The organism is Salinicoccus sp. HZC-1 (genome assembly GCF_046736035.1).
Taxonomy (GTDB): domain Bacteria; phylum Bacillota; class Bacilli; order Staphylococcales; family Salinicoccaceae; genus Salinicoccus.
The window spans coordinates 1,796,837-1,814,431 of record NZ_CP177130.1; the positions used below are offsets into that span (position 1 = coordinate 1,796,837).

Below are 17,595 nucleotides of genomic sequence, written 5' to 3' on the forward strand. Positions count from 1 at the left end.
AAGAGAGGGGCAAAAAAATTATGGAAAATATTTTTCAAGAAAGATTGAAACAGGCGATAAAGGAGAGTGGGTTATCACAAGCGGAAGTATCTAAACGCTCTGGGATCAGTAGAGGATCAATCACTGATTACTTAAAAGGGAGATATGAAGCGAAGCAGGATAAAGTATATGACCTCGCTAAAGTGCTAGGCGTAAGAAGTGAGTGGCTAATGGGTTACAACGTAGCGAAAAAAGATATAACGGCGCCAACTACCATCCAAGTTTCCACTATTCCTGTACTTTCCAAAGTCTCTGCGGGTATGCCGATCTACAGCGAGCAAAATATTGTAGACTACATATATCTGCCGGCCGATGAAGTAAGACCCGGTAAAGAGGTGTTTGGTTTAATTGTTTCCGGCGACAGCATGAATAAAGAATTTAAAGAAAATGACATTGTGATTATCGAGAAGGATTCCATTGTAGAGAATGGCGAAATGGGCGTGGTCATGGTAAATGGTTATAATGCCACTCTGAAGCAGATTAAATATGTAAATGATTCCATCGTCTTAATGCCACAATCAGACAACCCGGAACACGATCCGCAGATTTATAATAATCAAGATGAAGTATGCATCATTGGAAAAGTGATCGGTATGCACAGGAAATTTTAAGGAGGCTACTATCATGAGAATTTACAAAAGAGAGGACAAATGGGCCTACGATCTCCACATCAACGACAAGCGTAAGCGTAAGAGTGGATTCAACACAAAGCGAGAGGCAACAGCTGCGGCACGTAAATACATTAATGATCATGAGCAGGGTCTGCAGCTGGACCACGCCATTAAATTCAAAGAGTTTTATCTGGAATGGGTAGACATTCACAAGAAGCCACATATCAGCAAGAGTTCGTATAAGTGGTATTTAAACGCTTTGAATATTTTCATCGAGGAATTTGGAGAAGATAAATTATTAAAGGATGTCCGCAAGAATGACTACCAGCGGTTATTAAATAAGTATGCTGAAAATAGAACGCAGGAATCCACACGGAAGCTGAACAATTTTCTGAAGGCGGCCTTCAACCATGCACATGACGAGGGCATCATTGCCCGCAACCCGGCAAAGGGGGCTGTAGTCAAAGGGAAGAAGCCTTCTGCAACGGAAGAATCCAAGTATCTAAGTCGAACGAATTTCGAGAATCTAAAAGCATATGTAAAAACGAGAAGTGAAATGTCTTACCTGGTCATCTATATATTGATGGTGACTGGGGCGCGTTTCAGCGAAGTGGCAAACATGAAGTATGAGGATATCCAAATGGATAATAAGATCCATCTGCCCGGCACTAAGACAGATACCGCAGATCGCATCGTGCCTGTCAGCAGAAAAGATATTGCATACATCAAAAAGAGACTGGACCGGCACCCGACCAGAATAAGCGGTGCACCCTTCACCATTTCACACAACGCCTGTCTGAAAGCACTGCGGACCGCACAGAAGCACATAGATATCCCGGAGGATAAATGGATTACATTACACGGATTAAGGCACACATTCTGCTCTATCATGCTGGACGAGGGTATTTTACTATCAACAATGAGTAAGCGGTTGGGGCATTCAAGCATGGAGATTACCCAGCGGGTGTACGCCCATCTGTTGGAAGAGAGGGAATTGGAAGATGATAAAAAGATCGTTGAATATCTGGAAGCAAATTAAAATGGCACATAAATGGCACAAAACCCCTCAAAACCGCATGGTCTCAAGGGGTTATAACGGACAGTGAGGGATTGATGATAGCTACCGTAACTTACCGTATTGGTTTGAAACGTTGATTTAATAGGGTTTCATGATTGAGTGTTTGCCGTTATCTCTCGTAACCTATCAAGTAAAATGGCACAAGAGTGGCACAATAAGTTAGAATAGACTTAACAATTTTTAGGGGGACATGAATATGACTGAACAGGAAAGAAGAGAAGAGGTACAAAAAGCGATCGACACGTTGAATGGGGAAATCGAAGAAATTAACACGCTGCTTGCAGATGATGGTTTGAAAGAAAGCAAACGCGATAAACTGGAAAAGAAACTGGAGAAGAAACAAGGCTTCCTGCACAATCAGAAAATGTACCTGGACGATCCGGAACATTTCGATAAGATTCAGCAGGAATATGTGGAGAACAGTATGTTTACCAAGATGGGGGACAAGATGGAAAGTGCCGGGAATAATATGCAGGCCACAGGAGACTCCATGCAGAACGCCGGAAGCGACATGATGAAACAAGGCTGTCTAATTACGTTGTGGGTATTCGCCTTCCCGATTATGATTCCAATATGGATTATCAAGAAAGCATTCTTTGATAAAAAGAAATAAAAAAAGACCACCTTACAAATCAATGTAGGGTGGTTTCTTTGTCAGCAGGTTTCCAGGCTGTCTGACTAGCACAATATAGTATCTCTATTATAGCATAAAAAACACCCAACCGGTGGATGTCCGGCCAGGTGTACATATAAGACAGGTTGAGTCTCGACAACCTAAGATGATTATATATAATTAATGAAAATAATACCAGTGTTTTTTATGTATTTCTCCCCAGGTGTGTAAGTCCTGGAGAGGTGCAAAGTATTACATATGGTGTTTCGCGTTAGTGGCTTAGGTTACTTCCAATCGCCCCAATCATCCCCAACTTCACCTGTAACAGGATTCCATCGCTTAACCGGAGTCCATTGCGGAGAATACTTATCGAGCAACCAGATGTGATTGTCAGAACGTGCAATCTCACGATAATCAAGTCTCTGACCGGGCTTCATCCATCCGGTAGAAGGCGCGTCTAATTTCGGGCTGCCTTTGCGTTTCTTAATAGGCTCGCTTCCATTAACCCAAACACCTTCAGTTGGTGCCCATTGAGTATTGTGTTCATTGGTTTGCCAGTCGAGTTCTGAAGTATCTGTGGATGGAGCGTCTTTTTTTGTTTTATCCGCAGGCTTTTTAACCCTAAGTTTCTGTCCAATACTAATAGTATTCGATTTCAAATTGTTCCAAGACTTCAAGTCAGGTACGGACACATCAGCAGCTTGCGAAATCGCCCATAGCGTATCACCTTTTTTAGCCGTATACGTCGAACCGCTGACAGATGGTTTGTTTAATGATGGTTTAGGTGGCGCACTTGGTGCAGATTTCGTATTCTTGAATGCTACACCGAAATACTGACATACCGCTTTAACGTCGCACTCTGCCATATCTTCGATGTACTCGTCCTGATACTTACCGAATATTAAAGGGAAGTCCAAAGCGTTCGTCATGAATCCATGTTCGACCAGTACCATCGGGAATGTGGTTGATTCTCTTATCATGTGGAGGTTAGTCCATGAGTTGTACTTTGAAGCATGCAGACCGTTGCCGTGAATGCCATAGCCCATGTCTATCATGTTGTTGATGATATTTGACGCAAACTGTTTTCCTTGCTTGCTTGTGTACCAGTAAAAAGCACAACGCCCGCCAGCTTTCGCCGCTCCGGCATTCGCATGTAGAGAAATACCTAAGTCAGGACGTTTGCTATCATAGTAATTCGTCCGACGGATCAGAGATACATCATTACCGTCAAAGGGTTGTGCCATGATGACATCAAAACCGTTGTGTTCCAATAATCCTTTTACACGTTTCGCTAGTTTGTTGTTGAAGCTAAATTCTGAATAGCCTTTGCCGCCTTTGTATACGCCTTTACCTGGTGGAAACGTGTTTTTACCATGTCCAATGTCTAACGCAATTACTTTTCCCACATTAACACTCCTTTGATTAATTTCGTTATCCCATTCATACAGTCGGTTTTCTTCGATGATATCGAGTAATTTCTTGCCGTATTTTTTATCAGTAGCGTATGGCGACGCATCCAGTGCCTTAACTTGAGATTTATAATCTTTCGATGCTGTCACACCGGCGTATACTTTTGTGCGCCACGGTGTCGATGTGAAGAAGGCAGCACGATCCTTGAATGATTCAGTGAAAGATGGATACTTCCTGAATGCTGCATCAATGAAGAATTGGTTCCCATTCTTATCTTGTTCAGGCGTTCTCACAGTATAGGATTGACCGTTGTACGAACCTTTGATCCCGAATAAGTTATTGGCCTTTACCGCTAGTTCCGATTCGCCCCACCCCGTTTCAAGTATGGCTTGAGCCGCTAGGACGGATGGCAGTACGCCGGATTTACTGTATGCGGCTATGGCATGTGGCTTAATCTTTGATAAGAAGCTCACTTTGTCACCTCTTTCTCATAATAAAAAAGAAACCATTCGGAATTACCGAACAGTTACTTCTCTGTATCTTTAAATCCTCTATTCGTTTTTGTCGCTATATCATACAACCCTGAAGCTGACAGTCCTGATATGCCTCCTGCCAGAAGATGACCACCCACTGACAAGTCAGCTGTTATCTCCGGCACTACTAGAGCAATTGCACCGACCAGTAGACCAACGAACAGTGATACCAACGGCATCAGCTTATCGGGTACAGTCGTTGTCTTTTTAATCAATTGTACAAGTGCCACTGTCAATACTGATATGACACCTGCGAATATAATAATTGTTTCCATTTACTCGCCCTCCTTTATATAAATACGTTTATGAGAAATGTCATGACAAGCGTCATAACTATGAGTATCGCTATGTCGAATTTGTCATCCATGGAATCCTCCTAACAAATGTGGAGGGGATAACCCCCTCTCACAGATTACTTACAAATCCCAAACCAGAAACAGCCCCACAGATTCGCGCCAAGTATAGCAACTTCAGGAATATATTCCATCATGGTTTTCCACCCCCCTTTATATGCCAATCCATAATCTAAGCGCTGATATAATCAAAGATGTAATGATTGTGCCGGCCAGTCCGAAGAATGACCACACCACTTTACGGGTGTTTTTGCGCTGCTCATCTTTAATCTTTTCGTCCTTTTCTTCCCGTTCTCTTTTGGCTTCTATATCTGCTGCCCGTTCCTTGTTGATAGAGTCCAGGGTAAAGTTCATTTTTTGATTAATGAGTTCCTGCGAGTGCATTCCGTTTTTTATCTCTTCCATGGAAGAAAATAAACGCTTGTAATCCTCTTGCGCCTTTTTCTCATTCTCGTCTATCTTTTTGTTCAGCGTTTCAAATTTATCGTCATATTTTTTATCCCGTTCTTCCAGTCTCGATAATCTTCGGTCGTGTCCTTCCAGACTCATTGGCAACACTGGATTCCCCCTTTCCAATCGATATGAGGGGCGAAAATATTATTCCAATATAAACACCCGCCTTTCAAAATAAAAAGAACAGCGCCTACTGGCTACTGTCCTTCAGTCGATTCACTTCACTCTGCAAATTTTTGTTTTCTTCATGCAGTTTTCCAATCTCTACATCTTTGGCTTCAAGTTCCATAATCAGCCCTCCGATTTTATCGTAAGATCGAGACAGTGCCTGCGACCACTCGCCATTCACAAATGCCATTTTTCTTCCGAAATCCTGTTCCATTATTTCGCCTCCAGTTTCTTAATGCGCGCTTCAAAATCATTATCTCTTTCGTTCAACTGCTGAATCGATCTGGTGTGCCATGTAGTCAACTCATAAATGCTGATACCGCCACCGCTGGTTAAACCAATCGGTGTATCATACTCTCTGCCAATGACCATGCCACGTTTTATTTTTTTGTTGGCATCATCTTTGAGATTGTATTCATATAGTTGCGTTTCCACTAATGAGGATAAGGCATCGCCATTCCACTCTTGAATATTTTCTTTGTATTCTTCGAGAGACGCATTTATGAATTCACTTGCATGGAATTTACCTGTACCAAAATCTCCGTTAATATTCGTCGCATAGACGATGGAATCACTGGAAGCTTTACTGAATCGAATACCGGAGCCGTGTGTCGCGCCACCGTTGATATTACCATATAGCAACGCACCGTCAGTATCTGAAGATGATTCGTTCTCCTTAACATAGAACTGGAATTCATTCAAACCATTCCTCGTATTCATGAAAGGTCTGACATAAACGGAATAGCTACGACTTTCCAAATTGACGGTATCATCTGAATTAATGACCGCCTTACTGTATTCAGATTTCATCGCCACAGCGCCATACGTGGAGTGGACAGTTAAGCCACCACCCTCTGCACCGGAAAACTCCGGATCTCGGAACAATAGCGAACCGGAGGCATCGTTGTTCCCTTCGGCATCTGCATATGTCGATATGCCGTAGTCCGAGAAGTACAGGGAGCGGTTGAGCGAGTTATTTCTCGCTCGAATATAACCATGCTCAAATCTCAATGACACGTCATGCGTGCTGGTTTGTCCAAGCCATGTGCGCTGGTGCTTACCCCTTGCTTCAATGCGTCCATTATTGATGAGTGTATATTCGTCTGGTTCTCTGCTATCCCACACCTTGATGCGTGAGCCATTAATCTCGATCCGATTGTACCCTTCAGAGCCATATATCGTAATCCTGTTCGCATCTATCGTGCCGGCGGTCAATGCTTCAGTGACCACGCCTAAGTACGTGATGGCGTTGCTGTACGTCTCTCCGCCGTCCTGACTGAATCCTAAGCCGTTGGCATTGTATCGTGTCACACCCAGAGGGTTATCCAGATTCACACCGTATATTTCATTGGCGCGATAATAAAATTGTGTATTGTCCCCATCATTAATCACCTGTGTCGCCTGTTTAATCGCGGCAGGAAGGACTGAATAAGGAATCGGCTTCTTGCCCAGTAGAATGTCATTGATGTCCATGATCGCGTCGTACTGCATTTTCCTGTACTGCGCGGAGATGTTTTCATTCCCAAAGGTGTACTCCGCATCTATCAGGTCGCCGTCCGAGTCAAAGTCCTCTGATATTTCCACAACTCTGATATACATATTGATGCCTTTCGATGGGTAGACCAGGCGGATTTCATCGCCTTCATTTAATGCGATGTCGAATAGAGAAGCTTTAAGCGTAAAGGACATTTTGAATGTAGACTCCTGTTTAATTTTACAGGCTTCTTTAATGCCCTCTAAATCACTGTAACGTTCATCATAGATGGGTTCGCCATAGTACACGCCGTACTTACTCGCCATTGGAGAGATGTAGTCATATACCTTCTGCGGCTCTTTCTCTGTGCTATCTTCTCCACCGGTCTCCTGGAAGTCGTAATACCCTTTGATGGCTGTGCAGAATGAGCCGGTGTCTGTATCAATACTCAAATCAATCAGGTTGTCATCTTCATGAATGATGATGTCATCGCGCTTAATACCAATTCTGTTTCTGACCTGCACCGTTTGTGTGCCAATCGGGATATTAAACTCTGCGTTGTGCCGTCCGATGAAGTATAGGAAACGCTCCGTGGATGACTGCTGCTTGGAATAACTCATCGTATTGGCGTAGAAATTATCAATGATATTTAAAATATAATCCTTATTGATGAACAGTGGCGCAATACTGCCCTCAATCATCATGGATTTGTTCTCTGCTTCGTCCACATGCCAGATGCCATTGAAATAATGAAAGAAGTCCAGAACGGCTTCAAATGATTTTACGCCGTGCTTGTCCTCTTTCGGACTGTACAAGTGATACCAGTCACCCTGGAAGTTCACTTTCCATCCGGTTTCAATGTCTTCGAGGAAATCTGCGTTGATGTCATTCCATAAAAAAGAGAGCGAAATATCTCGCTCTCCATTGACACGTCTGTTTCTATTTAAGCTGGCGATTGCCGGATAGGTGTGGCCGTCGAGTGATTTTACTGTGAGTATGATGGTTCACCTCGTTTTCTGCATAAAAAAGACACCTGGTGAGAGGTGTCAATTAATTTTTAATTACTTCATATTTCGTTTCTTCTTTTTCTGGTTGTATTGGTCCTTTACGGATTTTCCCGGGCTGTATATTAGGAGGTATTTTATCTTGCATTTCAGTTGTTAAGTCCTTATATGATACTACCTCTTTAAAATCATGTTTTAAATTGAAGTGATTTTTCGATTTTATAAATATGATGATAATCACCTCCTAATTATTGCCTTATTTTATATCATCACCATATATTGTAGGATAAGCTTCTTTCCATCTCGGACCATATAACGAATCAAACGTAACTTCGAAATTTAATATTCTATTAAGTATTTCTAATACTTTGTGCTTGACTATCTCTTCGTCATCTATGGACCAAAAATGATGACAAAATTCTTCTACTAATGTCGCTATAATATGCACATCAGACCAATTGCCTGTTCTCCAATTTCCTAGATTCAATATAATAAGCGGCAGGTAATATCCCATGCCCTCTTTATCTGCAAATGTAAATTTTCCGTCTTCTGTACATAAGACAAACACCTGTCTGAGATCACTTATTTCAAAGCACTCTTTTTTCATTTGTATAACAATTCCGTTTAAGGCTGCCGTAAATAAAAAGGCTTCATGTTCTGTCAAGGGGTATGTCGCCCTCATGACTATTTTACCTGATAACTCAATCGGTATTTTTGACCCTGGAGAGCCGACTGTCCCTACGAAATCTCCCATTAATATTCCCCACTTCCATAGATTTTATGTTGTGGTATAATAGGAGTAACTAAACATCTATCATACCAAGCACTCACAGGGTTACCGCCCATATGTGAGTGCTTTCATTATTGTATATTTAATTTTCTAAAAGTACAACGCGATTAATAGATCCCCTCTTATATTTGATACCATCAAATATATTCGTTGTCGTTGTAGTCTCTAATCGTGAGTATGGTGATTCACCTCGCTTTCTACTTCGCTTTAACTACACCGTAAGCATTGTCTCCTGTTGTTCTATAAGCAATACCTTGAGAATCCACTACATCGCTTAACAAAGTAAAGCCTCGGCTGTCAATCAACTCTAATTCTTTACCAATCAACGACTCATCTTTCAACGCTTTAAAGCTGCTACTGGACTGCTCATCGATATAGATATAATCGGCAGATTTATCACTTGAAATATTACTGTTTTCCGTCGAACTTTTAGGGATATAATAATCTCTGTATCCTTGGAAATTATAATAATCTCCAGATTGCAATACTTTATTTTCGAGCACTGTCGGATAAGATTTTTTTGTGCTTCTGAAATCCCAGAATACGTTCGGGATATTACCCATTCTGTCTGAATGCTTACTGTTCGTTTTGTCGATGACGTGTCCCATAGTGAAAGCAATGATCTTATTAGAGCTGCTGCCAATGTAATCGACATACCGATCCACAGGCTTAGTGCTATCAATCAGATTATCACGCTCCACATTGCATGTCGTGGCATAATTGGTTAGATTAATCGGAGCCTTAAAATTGATTCCGTTGACAGTATCGACGTTGTGAACATATCGATAAACCGCGCTTGTCGGATGTCGCAATGCCACAGATTGCAGCACGCCAGTCCGTCTCAATAGAACTGTTTTAAGAGCGTAAATTGAATGAGTGGTTAAGCACTTACCGGCTTCGTAATATGTGTAAGTATTACTTATGCGTAATACACCATCTATCGAGCTTCTGTAACGCGCATAATCTATGCCTACATTATTTTTCGCCCATTCCACAATTGATTTATAATCGAGAATATCATAAGCATCAACGATCACCACTTCATCACCGCTATGATCCCCGTCTTCTGTGATGAGTCTGCCGCCAATTTTATACTGACTGACAACATGGCCGGTGGATGGATATAGTTGCGAATTTTGCGCGCCACTGATGGGAATTGCTTGAGTATTTGTTGCATTTCTGACGTGCGTTAAATCACTTGTTGGGGCAGTATCAGACACGGTTACGCCATTACTATCTTCTGTGTATGGCATCGATAATAATAATCTTCCATCAACAATCCTTAATAATACGAATTCATTCGTGCCGTCCGTCCATACAGACCCTAAATCTGCGGTTACTTTATCTGTGTTTGGCAAATCAATAATTGAGGTGTACCCGTGATTCGCGCCCACAGTATTAAATGTCCTGACTGGCGTGATATCATCATTTGTACTATGAATGAGCGTATTATCGAAAGTCGTAGATTCAAAATTATAGCCGCCATTTGCACTACCGAATTGTTGCGAGCGGAACAATAATTCTTTGTCATCTAAAGTCGTCTTTATATCAAATTGGCCTCCGTCTTTTGAAACGGTAAATTTACTGGATTGTGTAGATTGTTGGCCTACTTGAATGTCTTCTCTCAATTTTATCGCGTAGGGTTCAAAAGCAGTAGATGTACTGCCGTATTCAACTTGTGTGGAATATAAATCTTCAGCGAATATAGTAAGCCGAATATATCCGTCCTGAGGCGCTGTGAACGTATACTTATTTTGCGTATCCTTTTGATTGGTAACATGATTACCGTTTGTGTCAAAGAAATAAAAATTTCTAATCCTTGTGGTTGTCACTGTTTCTCCTTCTTTAATGTAGATTTTAGGAGAAACGTGATACCCCGTGTAATCATCCATGCCAACACTAGTTGCCACTTTGTTGAAATGCACTTCTTCAGGATTGAATATATTTTTACTTTTAATAATGAAATCCGTCTTTTCGGGCGTAACTGATCTGTCTTGAATTGTTTCCTCGTTCACACTCCCTGGGGATAACATTGTTATTTTCGCATTTTCTACAGCCACATTCTGATTTAGTACAAATTGATGTGGTTCGTATTCCGTAACAGAACTACCGAATTCAAATTGGACATTATTATAATCCGTATACCGTCCATCAATTGAAAATCTCACATAACCGTCTTGATTTGCACTTCCCGTATATTCGCCTTCTGATTGGCTGACGCCACTGACAAAATTTTTGTTGGCATCATAGTAAATAATGAAGCTCGCACTGCTTACCGTAAAAGTCTGACCCGCTTTGACGGGAATGAAATCAGACGTGTCGAACGATTCATGAACTCTCCAATCTCCATCAGTTTCTCTGATGAAACCGCCTGTTGTTATGCTTTCTTTATCGAATTTATTCTTGCCCAAGTCGATAAAACTAGTCTTATTAGGTGTGACTGCTCCGTCGTAAATTTTAGATCTTGTCACTGCTCCGTCTGCGACTTCTGAAAGAATTGGAGTATTTCCAGACATCGCTTCTTTAACATTTGAATCAAGATGTTTCAGGGTGATTTTCCCCTTATTCATGTCTATATCATGAATTGATACATGTCCCTTTTTTATTAATCCGTTGATAACTTCTATTAATTCCGCATATTGTGCCGGAGTCAACTGACCATATGCCACAATGTCCTGTATTGATTTGCCTTGTACGTTCACTGATTTAATTGCCGCATTTAATATATTCCTAGCAGATGGATCGTGCGCATTTTGTAATTCTGGTAACACATTACCACTCCTTCCATAATGAAAAATGACCAGTCCGCAGACTAGTCATATAAAAATCTAAAGTCTATCTTGAATTCAAAATCAGTCACACCTCGGATATCCCAATAATTCCACCCTTTTTTAGCGGTAAGGAAATTACCGTTGGTATCCCCCATCACATTCACACCATTCAAGGTTACCTTGTGTCCGCTGATTTTCAACACGTCGCCTGGAACGCATGCTTTAAATAGCTTGAATGTCGTCACACCGTCGTCAATATCAATCAGGTCATTCGGTGGCGCAGAGTTGATGATTAAAGTGATTTCACTGTCTTTCTGCTGAATCAGCTTCACTGCTTCTGTGCCTGCGTTATAAAAGGTAGGGTCTTCATTCGTGAATGAATACTGCCAATAGTTCTCTGGGAACCAGGTTCCCATGCCATAGGCCCATTTATCGTTAAACTTCATGCCTTCCTCGTCGATGGTCATTGACGTGTGGAGGGATTTACGGAATATCGGTTTAAGCACCTTCAATGGCACCTCTGCCTGTCCCCAGATCGTGACGGGTCTTTCAAATTCATAATCCTCATCCACAATGACTTTCAACAGTTTGAACGGTTCATGACTCTCTGCGATATAGAATACGCCGAGCCGCCTGAAGAACTCGTATATCTGACTGCGTTTTAAACGCCAGTCGATGGTGTCTGCGGCAGTAAACAGTATTTGAATACTTGCGCTCCTGTCTGATGGATAACGCTTAATGGGCGCGTCACTGCCGCCGTCTGACTCACTATAGATGGAGTTATATAAAACAGGCCCGATACTGATATCGAGCCCTTTCAATCCATATCCCAGTTTATCCACCGGAAAGCCGACTGGATTATATTCTAAATCATAAATTTTAAACATAACTTGGTCGACCTCCTAATAGTGAATGCTTGGTTGATTTCTTCTGATTGTACCTGTCATTTGACCGTCCGATTTCTTCGTCTCCGATGGATAAGTCTTTCGCTTCAATGCCGGTCAGTTTTTCCAACATCTTCATGAGGATGCCGTTTTGTTCTACGAGCGCATTGACTACATCGTTATCGTTATCCTCAGAGCCACCGACGTTCGGCAGTTGATTCGGACGTTTATTCCCAACATCTTTACCAGCGAGTGCAATCAGTTTCATTGCTTCAGTCGCTCTGCTTGGATCAGTAGGAATTACATATTCCGGATAGCCGCCCTCGCCAAGTCGATAGATGCCGTTTCCTACCAGGCCGCCTGTGGCGTAGCCTGTCAATCCTTTTAGGATAGGTACTGGATCGATAGCGTATTTGTTCCCTACGCCACCTTCCATAACCTGCGTGTGCAGGTGGGGACCAGTTGTGAAGTTCCCTGTGTTACCAGTGACCCCCAAGGTGTCGCCGGCCTTGATACTGTCGCCGACTTTCTTGGCGATACTCTTCATGTGCATGAACCACCAGTTATATTTACCGGCTTTCATCTGGATGGAATTACCGCCACCGAAGTCTTTCCAAATTTTAGTGATGACACCGCTGACCGGGCTTAATAGCTTGTCATAGACGTGCGCCGTATCCACACCGTAGTGTCGCCCGCCATTGAAGCTTAGACCGCCAGAGTAGCGTCCGAACGTCTGCGTCGTGGACTTGCCTAAGATGTGGGAGCCGTCGCCTTGTCCGCCTGATTCCTCGAACAGATTTTTGATAAAGTCTGTGGCAACAGTTTTTAGTTTATTCACGCCAAGTTTGGCAAAGTCGAGTGCTGCATCTGGCAAGTCCCAACCAAAGTCAAGCTTGCTGATGAGGTCCCCGACCAATGCACCGGGATCTGTTGCGTAATCCCAGATGTCAGAAACGAACCCCTTCACTGAATTGAATGCGCCGGAGACTTTTTCTTTTGCTGAATTGTACGTGTTCTTCGCAAAGTCCCCGATGGTTTTAAAGAATCCGCTATTTTCATCGGAGCCGCTCCCGAGAATGCCTTCTGTGTCTCTGTTGTTAAATACTTTCGCACCGCGCGGCAGGTTCGGAATCAATAGGTTACCATCTGCCAGGTAACGCTTCTTGTTCGGTAGTTCGATCAACTCGCGTGTGCTGGAGCCGCCGCCCGGACCGTTACCGGGTCCTTTATCACCGACGATGGCTGCGCCACCTTTGTGGTTTTTTGTACCTGTGGAGTATGTCGGAATCTTGCTGATGAGATTACCATCGAAGCCGAGCATGCCTGCAACGTTGTTGATACCGCCAATCATCTTATTGAAGCCACCAATGGCGGCGTTGGCGATGCCAGTACCGAGTGAAGTTGCCTTATCGACTACCCACTGCTTTTTGTTGTCAATCCATTCTCCGACTTTATTCATCATGTCACGCGCGCCGTCTGCCAAGTTGTTGAATTGGTTGATCGCGCCGTCTTTCATGGATGTTGCAAAGCTGACTGCTTTATCCCTCGCAGCCTGCATTTTGTCTCGTATCGTGTTGTAAATCCGAGTGAACCCGCGAACCAATCTGTCGCGTAGTGTAGTGACTGCGCCGACCACTAGGTCACGGAGGCTATTAAATATTCTGGCCGCTCGATTTTTCAAATCGGTTACCGTGTTGGATACTCTGTTGTATAGGTTAATAAACCATCTAACTACATTGGCGACCATCTCACGTATTTTCGATTCAGCCAGTAGTTTGAGTGAGTTAAAAGTGTATACCACTCTGTTTTTCAAGTCAGTCGCTTTATTCGTCAAATTAGTCCACATATTCTGGAACCACTGAATCGCACCCCCAGCGAGTTGCTGAATCAATGCAATCGCTCTATTTTTCATTCCTGTAATATGCGTAACGATTCTGTCTTTGATTGAGGACACAGTCTGCCGAATCATTTCCCAGGCGCGGGACCAGTTGCCGTTTAAAATGGCTGTCGCTGTCTTTATGATGCCCTGTATGAGGTCCATACCAATACCCACAATTAACTTCATGCGGGACCAGGCGCCCTGTATCACGTTGACCAAAATCGGCCACAAAGTATTCCAGATTCCCATAACAATTGGTTTAAAAATCCGGAAAGTTTCAGTGATAATATTAATGGCCGTCTTTACAATTCCGGAAATTATTGGAGCGAAAATCTGAATCGTATTTTTAATGACGGACCATAAAGTATTCCAAATCCCTTGTACAATCGGAGCAAAAATGCGAACCGCTTCAACCAGTACGTTCCATAATTTCGACCAGATAAAGCTGACTACGGTTGAAAAAGTATTGAACAATGTCTGTCCGATGATGAACGCGCGACGGATGACTGCAACAATTAAGTTGATGACCAGTCCCGCCGTTTCTTTCATCCACTGGAATCCGGATACGACCGCACCAAGTATCGCTTGGCCATTCGAAGCCCACCAATTTCTGATGAAGTTGAAAGCCGCCATGAATGCGCCGCTCACGGAAGACCAAACTTGGCCGATTAAATTCTTCGCCCGTTGGAAGGCGCCGGTTACCGCACCGATAATGGCCGGGCCGTTCGCATCCCACCAGGCAGTAATAGCATTGAATATGCTAGTGAATACACCTTTAACTGCCGAGAGTGCTGTACCGATACGCTCCTTCAATAAATGGAATGAATAGGTTATTTTGATGACAAAGTTTTCTATGCCGAGAATCTGGTCCGGTGTAAACCCGACTCTTTCTAGAATACTTCGACCGCCCATCCAATCGCCTTTGAACATGTCGATAATCCCGGTAATACCGCCTTTAATTTTGTGGTAGAACTCCATAAACTTGCCGGATATATCCCACAGCCTTTGTACCATGCCGTCTGATAAACCGATAGACGTGAGAATATCAATGCCGGAATCCCCTTCGTCTTTGAAGAGTCCGAGGATACCATCTTTGAATTTAGTAATCCACTCTATTCCTTGCATGAATTTATCTCTTAATCCATCTATGAAGTTTCGGAATGTTTCAGATCGTTTATATGCAAATACGAATCCGGCGGCAAGCGCGGATATTACACCAATGACGATGCCGACAGGACCTGTGAGAGCGACTAGAGCGATTCTGATTGCTGTGAATGCCGGTCTTATTACTGTCATGGCGATACTGCCGAAACGACTGAAAATGGATACTATCGGAGTGATGACTTTACTTAATTTAGGAAATACTTGCGCGAAGCTTTTCCCCTCTTTAATCATCATTTGAATACCGCCCGACAACTTCCCGAACCACCCGAATAATGTACTTAGACCACCGAACAGGCCAGCGAACACGCTGACCACTTTACCAACGAATATGGTTACTGCACCAAATACCGTCAGTAATGGTCCAGCCGCTACTGCGACGAGCGCAAGTTTTCCAATTAGTTTTTGCTGTTCAGTGTCGAGATTCTTGAACCATGTAATGCCTTCTTGAACCTTCGTCACAATATTACTGAATGTTTCTCCAATTGCAGCACCGGTTGTTTTCGCCCATTCGACCACTTCATCAGATTTAAGAAAATCAATAAACTCTGCAATGGACGCTTTCGATTGCTCGAATACGCCACCGAGTAAGTTTTCTCCAATGATTCCGATATAAGCTTTGGTATTTGCGACCATACCGGCCCATGAATCTGAATAGGCTGCGGCCATATCGCCAGCAAACCCGTCCATGACAGTGATAAAGTCATTGGATGTCACTTCGCCTGCGGTGACCATTTCACGCATCTTTTCATAAGAAACGCCTAAATGGTCTGCCATGGCCTGGGAGAACCCCGGAAGACTGTCTTCCACTTGATTCAATTCGCCAGTCATTAACTGCCCAGTCCCTTGGACACGGTTGAATATGGTTGCCATTTCATTGACGGGCCTGTTCGCACCGACGGCGGCATCGCCAACCAGTTTGATATACTTCTCGAGTTCTGCGCCTTCTTCCACACCGGCTGCGAGTGCACCGGCTGCGACGGATGTCCCTTCTGCCATTGTGGTCATGCCGCCTTCGATTGCGGATGTTACCTGATCGGATATTTTACCGACTTCTTCAGTGCTGTATCCAAGCCCTTTTAACTGCGCTTGTGCACTGTCCAGGCCGACCAGACGATCCCAGCCGAATTTAGCAGTTAGGCCCCCTACAGCGAGTGCTGCAGCAGAGGCAGGCAACGTGATATTACGTGTTAAACTACCGCCGACATCTTTGATCTGCGAGCCGACATTCTGAAGTGAACTTCCCACATTGCCGAGCGACTTGCTGATGCCGCCGAATGTGTCCCCGATTTTGGACAATCGACTGGATTCATCGTAAACGCCGCGTAATCCATCTTCAGCCGCCTTCAGTTGATGCTCCAGTCTGTTCAGACTATCCGCTTGCTTGTTATATTCCGCAGCGAGTGTCTGCGCCGCTTTGGACGATGCGCCTTGTTCTTCTACAACCGCGCTGTACCGCTTGCCGAGTGCATCAACATTTTTCCGTTGCTTTTCAGTTGTGTCGCTTAATGATGCGAGGTTTTTCTTGTAAGAATTAACATCTTTCGCACCGTACTTAAAATTGTTGGTCGTGATTTTCGCTGCGGAGTTTAATCCGCGGAAAGACCGTTTGATTTCAGACATCGAGCGACTGATTTCCGTCGAATCCATGCCAAGTCCAATGGAAAGTCCTTGTATGCGATCTGCCATGTGTTACCTCCTTTCCAACAAATAAAAAAGCACTCATGCGAGTGCTAGATAGAATCCAGGAAGCGATCGAGGACTCTTTCCTCTTCTTCATCTGTCATATTAGTATTCTGTTCAGACAGTATTGAAAGCATGTACGCCATCGGCATATTCAACATCTCGTTGATGTCTTTGCCGTCCTTCATGCCGTCTTTCAATATCTTGTCGAAATTCTCACGCTGCTTCCTCCAGGAGAAATCTTCTGTTCTTAGGATTTGCTCTCCACGAACTTTTTTGTTGCTTCGTCTTGTTGACCCATTGCGATAAACTGGATTTGTTCCTGCAAGTCTTCAATCATATTCGGCGCATGGAGTTTACTCCTTAAATCTTTCTTAGTGAATTGCTTGCCGTAGATTTTCACCGTAGTGTCCATCAGCATATCCATCTGTTTCTTCATCATGGAAGCCATGCTCTGTTTCTCTTCGCCTTCTGCTGCTTTCTGCTTTTCTTCCATCTGCTCCAGTTCGTCCATCACGTCGATACATTCATACCAGAGGTCAGCTGTGATAAAGTGCGGTGTCAAATATGTTTCGAGGATTGGCTCCCCGTTGTCTTTTTCGCCTTCTACGAGTTGGATATAATTTCTTTTGAGTTTATTCGCCATGTGTAATTCTCCCTTTCATGTATAAAAAAATAGAGAGCAGGTTTC

General features: G+C 43.3%; 14 protein-coding genes. 3 read left to right on the plus strand and 11 right to left on the minus strand.

From position 1 onward, the window contains the following. Window positions 1-20: 20 nt before the first annotated feature. The 3 genes from ACKRAT_RS09195 (at window position 21) to ACKRAT_RS09205 (ending at window position 2,341) form a co-directional block, all read left to right on the plus strand. Window positions 21-650: a LexA family protein gene (locus ACKRAT_RS09195; RefSeq protein ID WP_411842214.1), complete on the plus strand. Its 630-nt coding sequence runs from the start codon at window positions 21-23 to the stop codon at window positions 648-650. A 13-nt stretch (window positions 651-663) separates the two neighbouring features. Continuing rightward, window positions 664-1,689: a tyrosine-type recombinase/integrase gene (locus ACKRAT_RS09200; RefSeq protein ID WP_411842215.1), complete on the plus strand. Its 1,026-nt coding sequence runs from the start codon at window positions 664-666 to the stop codon at window positions 1,687-1,689. A gap of 235 nt (window positions 1,690-1,924) precedes the next feature. Beyond that, window positions 1,925-2,341 carry a hypothetical protein gene (locus ACKRAT_RS09205; protein ID WP_411842159.1) on the plus strand — a complete coding sequence of 139 codons (417 nt, stop codon included), beginning with the start codon at window positions 1,925-1,927 and terminating at the stop codon, window positions 2,339-2,341. A gap of 284 nt (window positions 2,342-2,625) precedes the next feature. Here ACKRAT_RS09205 and ACKRAT_RS09210 read toward each other — a convergent pair whose 3' ends face one another. From ACKRAT_RS09210 to gpG, 11 genes are all read right to left on the minus strand, one after another. Continuing rightward, entirely contained in the window at window positions 2,626-4,224 is a 1,599-nt protein-coding gene (locus ACKRAT_RS09210; protein WP_411842160.1) for a glucosaminidase domain-containing protein, read from the minus strand. Window positions 4,225-4,277: 53 nt separating this feature from the next. Beyond that, window positions 4,278-4,559 carry a holin gene (locus ACKRAT_RS09215; protein WP_411842161.1) on the minus strand — a complete coding sequence of 94 codons (282 nt, stop codon included), beginning with the start codon at window positions 4,557-4,559 and terminating at the stop codon, window positions 4,278-4,280. Window positions 4,560-4,790: 231 nt separating this feature from the next. Next, on the minus strand, window positions 4,791-5,186 hold the full coding sequence (locus tag ACKRAT_RS09220; protein ID WP_411844436.1) for a DUF2951 family protein: 396 nt from the start codon (window positions 5,184-5,186) through the stop codon (window positions 4,791-4,793). 94 nt (window positions 5,187-5,280) lie between these two features. Then, complete coding sequence (locus tag ACKRAT_RS09225; RefSeq protein WP_411842162.1) at window positions 5,281-5,472, minus strand: hypothetical protein; 192 nt, start codon at window positions 5,470-5,472, stop codon at window positions 5,281-5,283. After that, window positions 5,472-7,574: a phage tail protein gene (locus ACKRAT_RS09230; RefSeq protein WP_411842163.1), complete on the minus strand. Its 2,103-nt coding sequence runs from the start codon at window positions 7,572-7,574 to the stop codon at window positions 5,472-5,474. The genes ACKRAT_RS09225 and ACKRAT_RS09230 overlap by 1 nt, the downstream gene beginning before the upstream one ends. 418 nt (window positions 7,575-7,992) lie before the next feature. Beyond that, window positions 7,993-8,490: a hypothetical protein gene (locus ACKRAT_RS09235; RefSeq protein WP_411842164.1), complete on the minus strand. Its 498-nt coding sequence runs from the start codon at window positions 8,488-8,490 to the stop codon at window positions 7,993-7,995. Between the two features lie 233 nt (window positions 8,491-8,723). Beyond that, complete coding sequence (locus ACKRAT_RS09240; RefSeq protein ID WP_411842165.1) at window positions 8,724-11,096, minus strand: hypothetical protein; 2,373 nt, start codon at window positions 11,094-11,096, stop codon at window positions 8,724-8,726. A 242-nt stretch (window positions 11,097-11,338) separates the two neighbouring features. Continuing rightward, window positions 11,339-12,184 carry a hypothetical protein gene (locus ACKRAT_RS09245; protein WP_411842166.1) on the minus strand — a complete coding sequence of 282 codons (846 nt, stop codon included), beginning with the start codon at window positions 12,182-12,184 and terminating at the stop codon, window positions 11,339-11,341. Continuing rightward, entirely contained in the window at window positions 12,177-16,910 is a 4,734-nt protein-coding gene (locus ACKRAT_RS09250) for a tape measure protein (RefSeq protein WP_411842167.1), read from the minus strand. The genes ACKRAT_RS09245 and ACKRAT_RS09250 overlap by 8 nt, the downstream gene beginning before the upstream one ends. Window positions 16,911-16,954: 44 nt before the next feature. Then, window positions 16,955-17,092, minus strand: a complete 138-nt coding sequence (gpGT, locus tag ACKRAT_RS09255) for a phage tail assembly chaperone GT (protein WP_411842168.1) — start codon at window positions 17,090-17,092, stop codon at window positions 16,955-16,957. A gap of 62 nt (window positions 17,093-17,154) precedes the next feature. After that, window positions 17,155-17,550, minus strand: coding sequence for a phage tail assembly chaperone G (gene gpG / locus ACKRAT_RS09260; protein ID WP_411842169.1), 396 nt, complete (start codon window positions 17,548-17,550; stop codon window positions 17,155-17,157). Window positions 17,551-17,595: the final 45 nt, after the last annotated feature.

Excerpts from the sequence above, each read along its gene's own strand:
- ACKRAT_RS09235 (WP_411842164.1), bottom strand. The coding sequence starts at position 8,490 with ATGGGAGATTTCGTAGGGACAGTCGGCTCTCCAGGGTCAAAAATACCG.
- ACKRAT_RS09245 (WP_411842166.1), bottom strand. The coding sequence starts at position 12,184 with ATGTTTAAAATTTATGATTTAGAATATAATCCAGTCGGCTTTCCGGTG.
- ACKRAT_RS09215 (WP_411842161.1), bottom strand. The coding sequence starts at position 4,559 with ATGGAAACAATTATTATATTCGCAGGTGTCATATCAGTATTGACAGTG.
- ACKRAT_RS09195 (WP_411842214.1), top strand. The coding sequence starts at position 21 with ATGGAAAATATTTTTCAAGAAAGATTGAAACAGGCGATAAAGGAGAGT.
- ACKRAT_RS09250 (WP_411842167.1), bottom strand. The coding sequence starts at position 16,910 with ATGGCAGATCGCATACAAGGACTTTCCATTGGACTTGGCATGGATTCG.
- gpG (WP_411842169.1), bottom strand. The coding sequence starts at position 17,550 with ATGGCGAATAAACTCAAAAGAAATTATATCCAACTCGTAGAAGGCGAA.
- ACKRAT_RS09225 (WP_411842162.1), bottom strand. The coding sequence starts at position 5,472 with ATGGAACAGGATTTCGGAAGAAAAATGGCATTTGTGAATGGCGAGTGG.
- ACKRAT_RS09205 (WP_411842159.1), top strand. The coding sequence starts at position 1,925 with ATGACTGAACAGGAAAGAAGAGAAGAGGTACAAAAAGCGATCGACACG.
- ACKRAT_RS09220 (WP_411844436.1), bottom strand. The coding sequence starts at position 5,186 with ATGAGTCTGGAAGGACACGACCGAAGATTATCGAGACTGGAAGAACGG.
- gpGT (WP_411842168.1), bottom strand. The coding sequence starts at position 17,092 with ATGAAGGACGGCAAAGACATCAACGAGATGTTGAATATGCCGATGGCG.
- ACKRAT_RS09240 (WP_411842165.1), bottom strand. The coding sequence starts at position 11,096 with ATGAATAAGGGGAAAATCACCCTGAAACATCTTGATTCAAATGTTAAA.
- ACKRAT_RS09200 (WP_411842215.1), top strand. The coding sequence starts at position 664 with ATGAGAATTTACAAAAGAGAGGACAAATGGGCCTACGATCTCCACATC.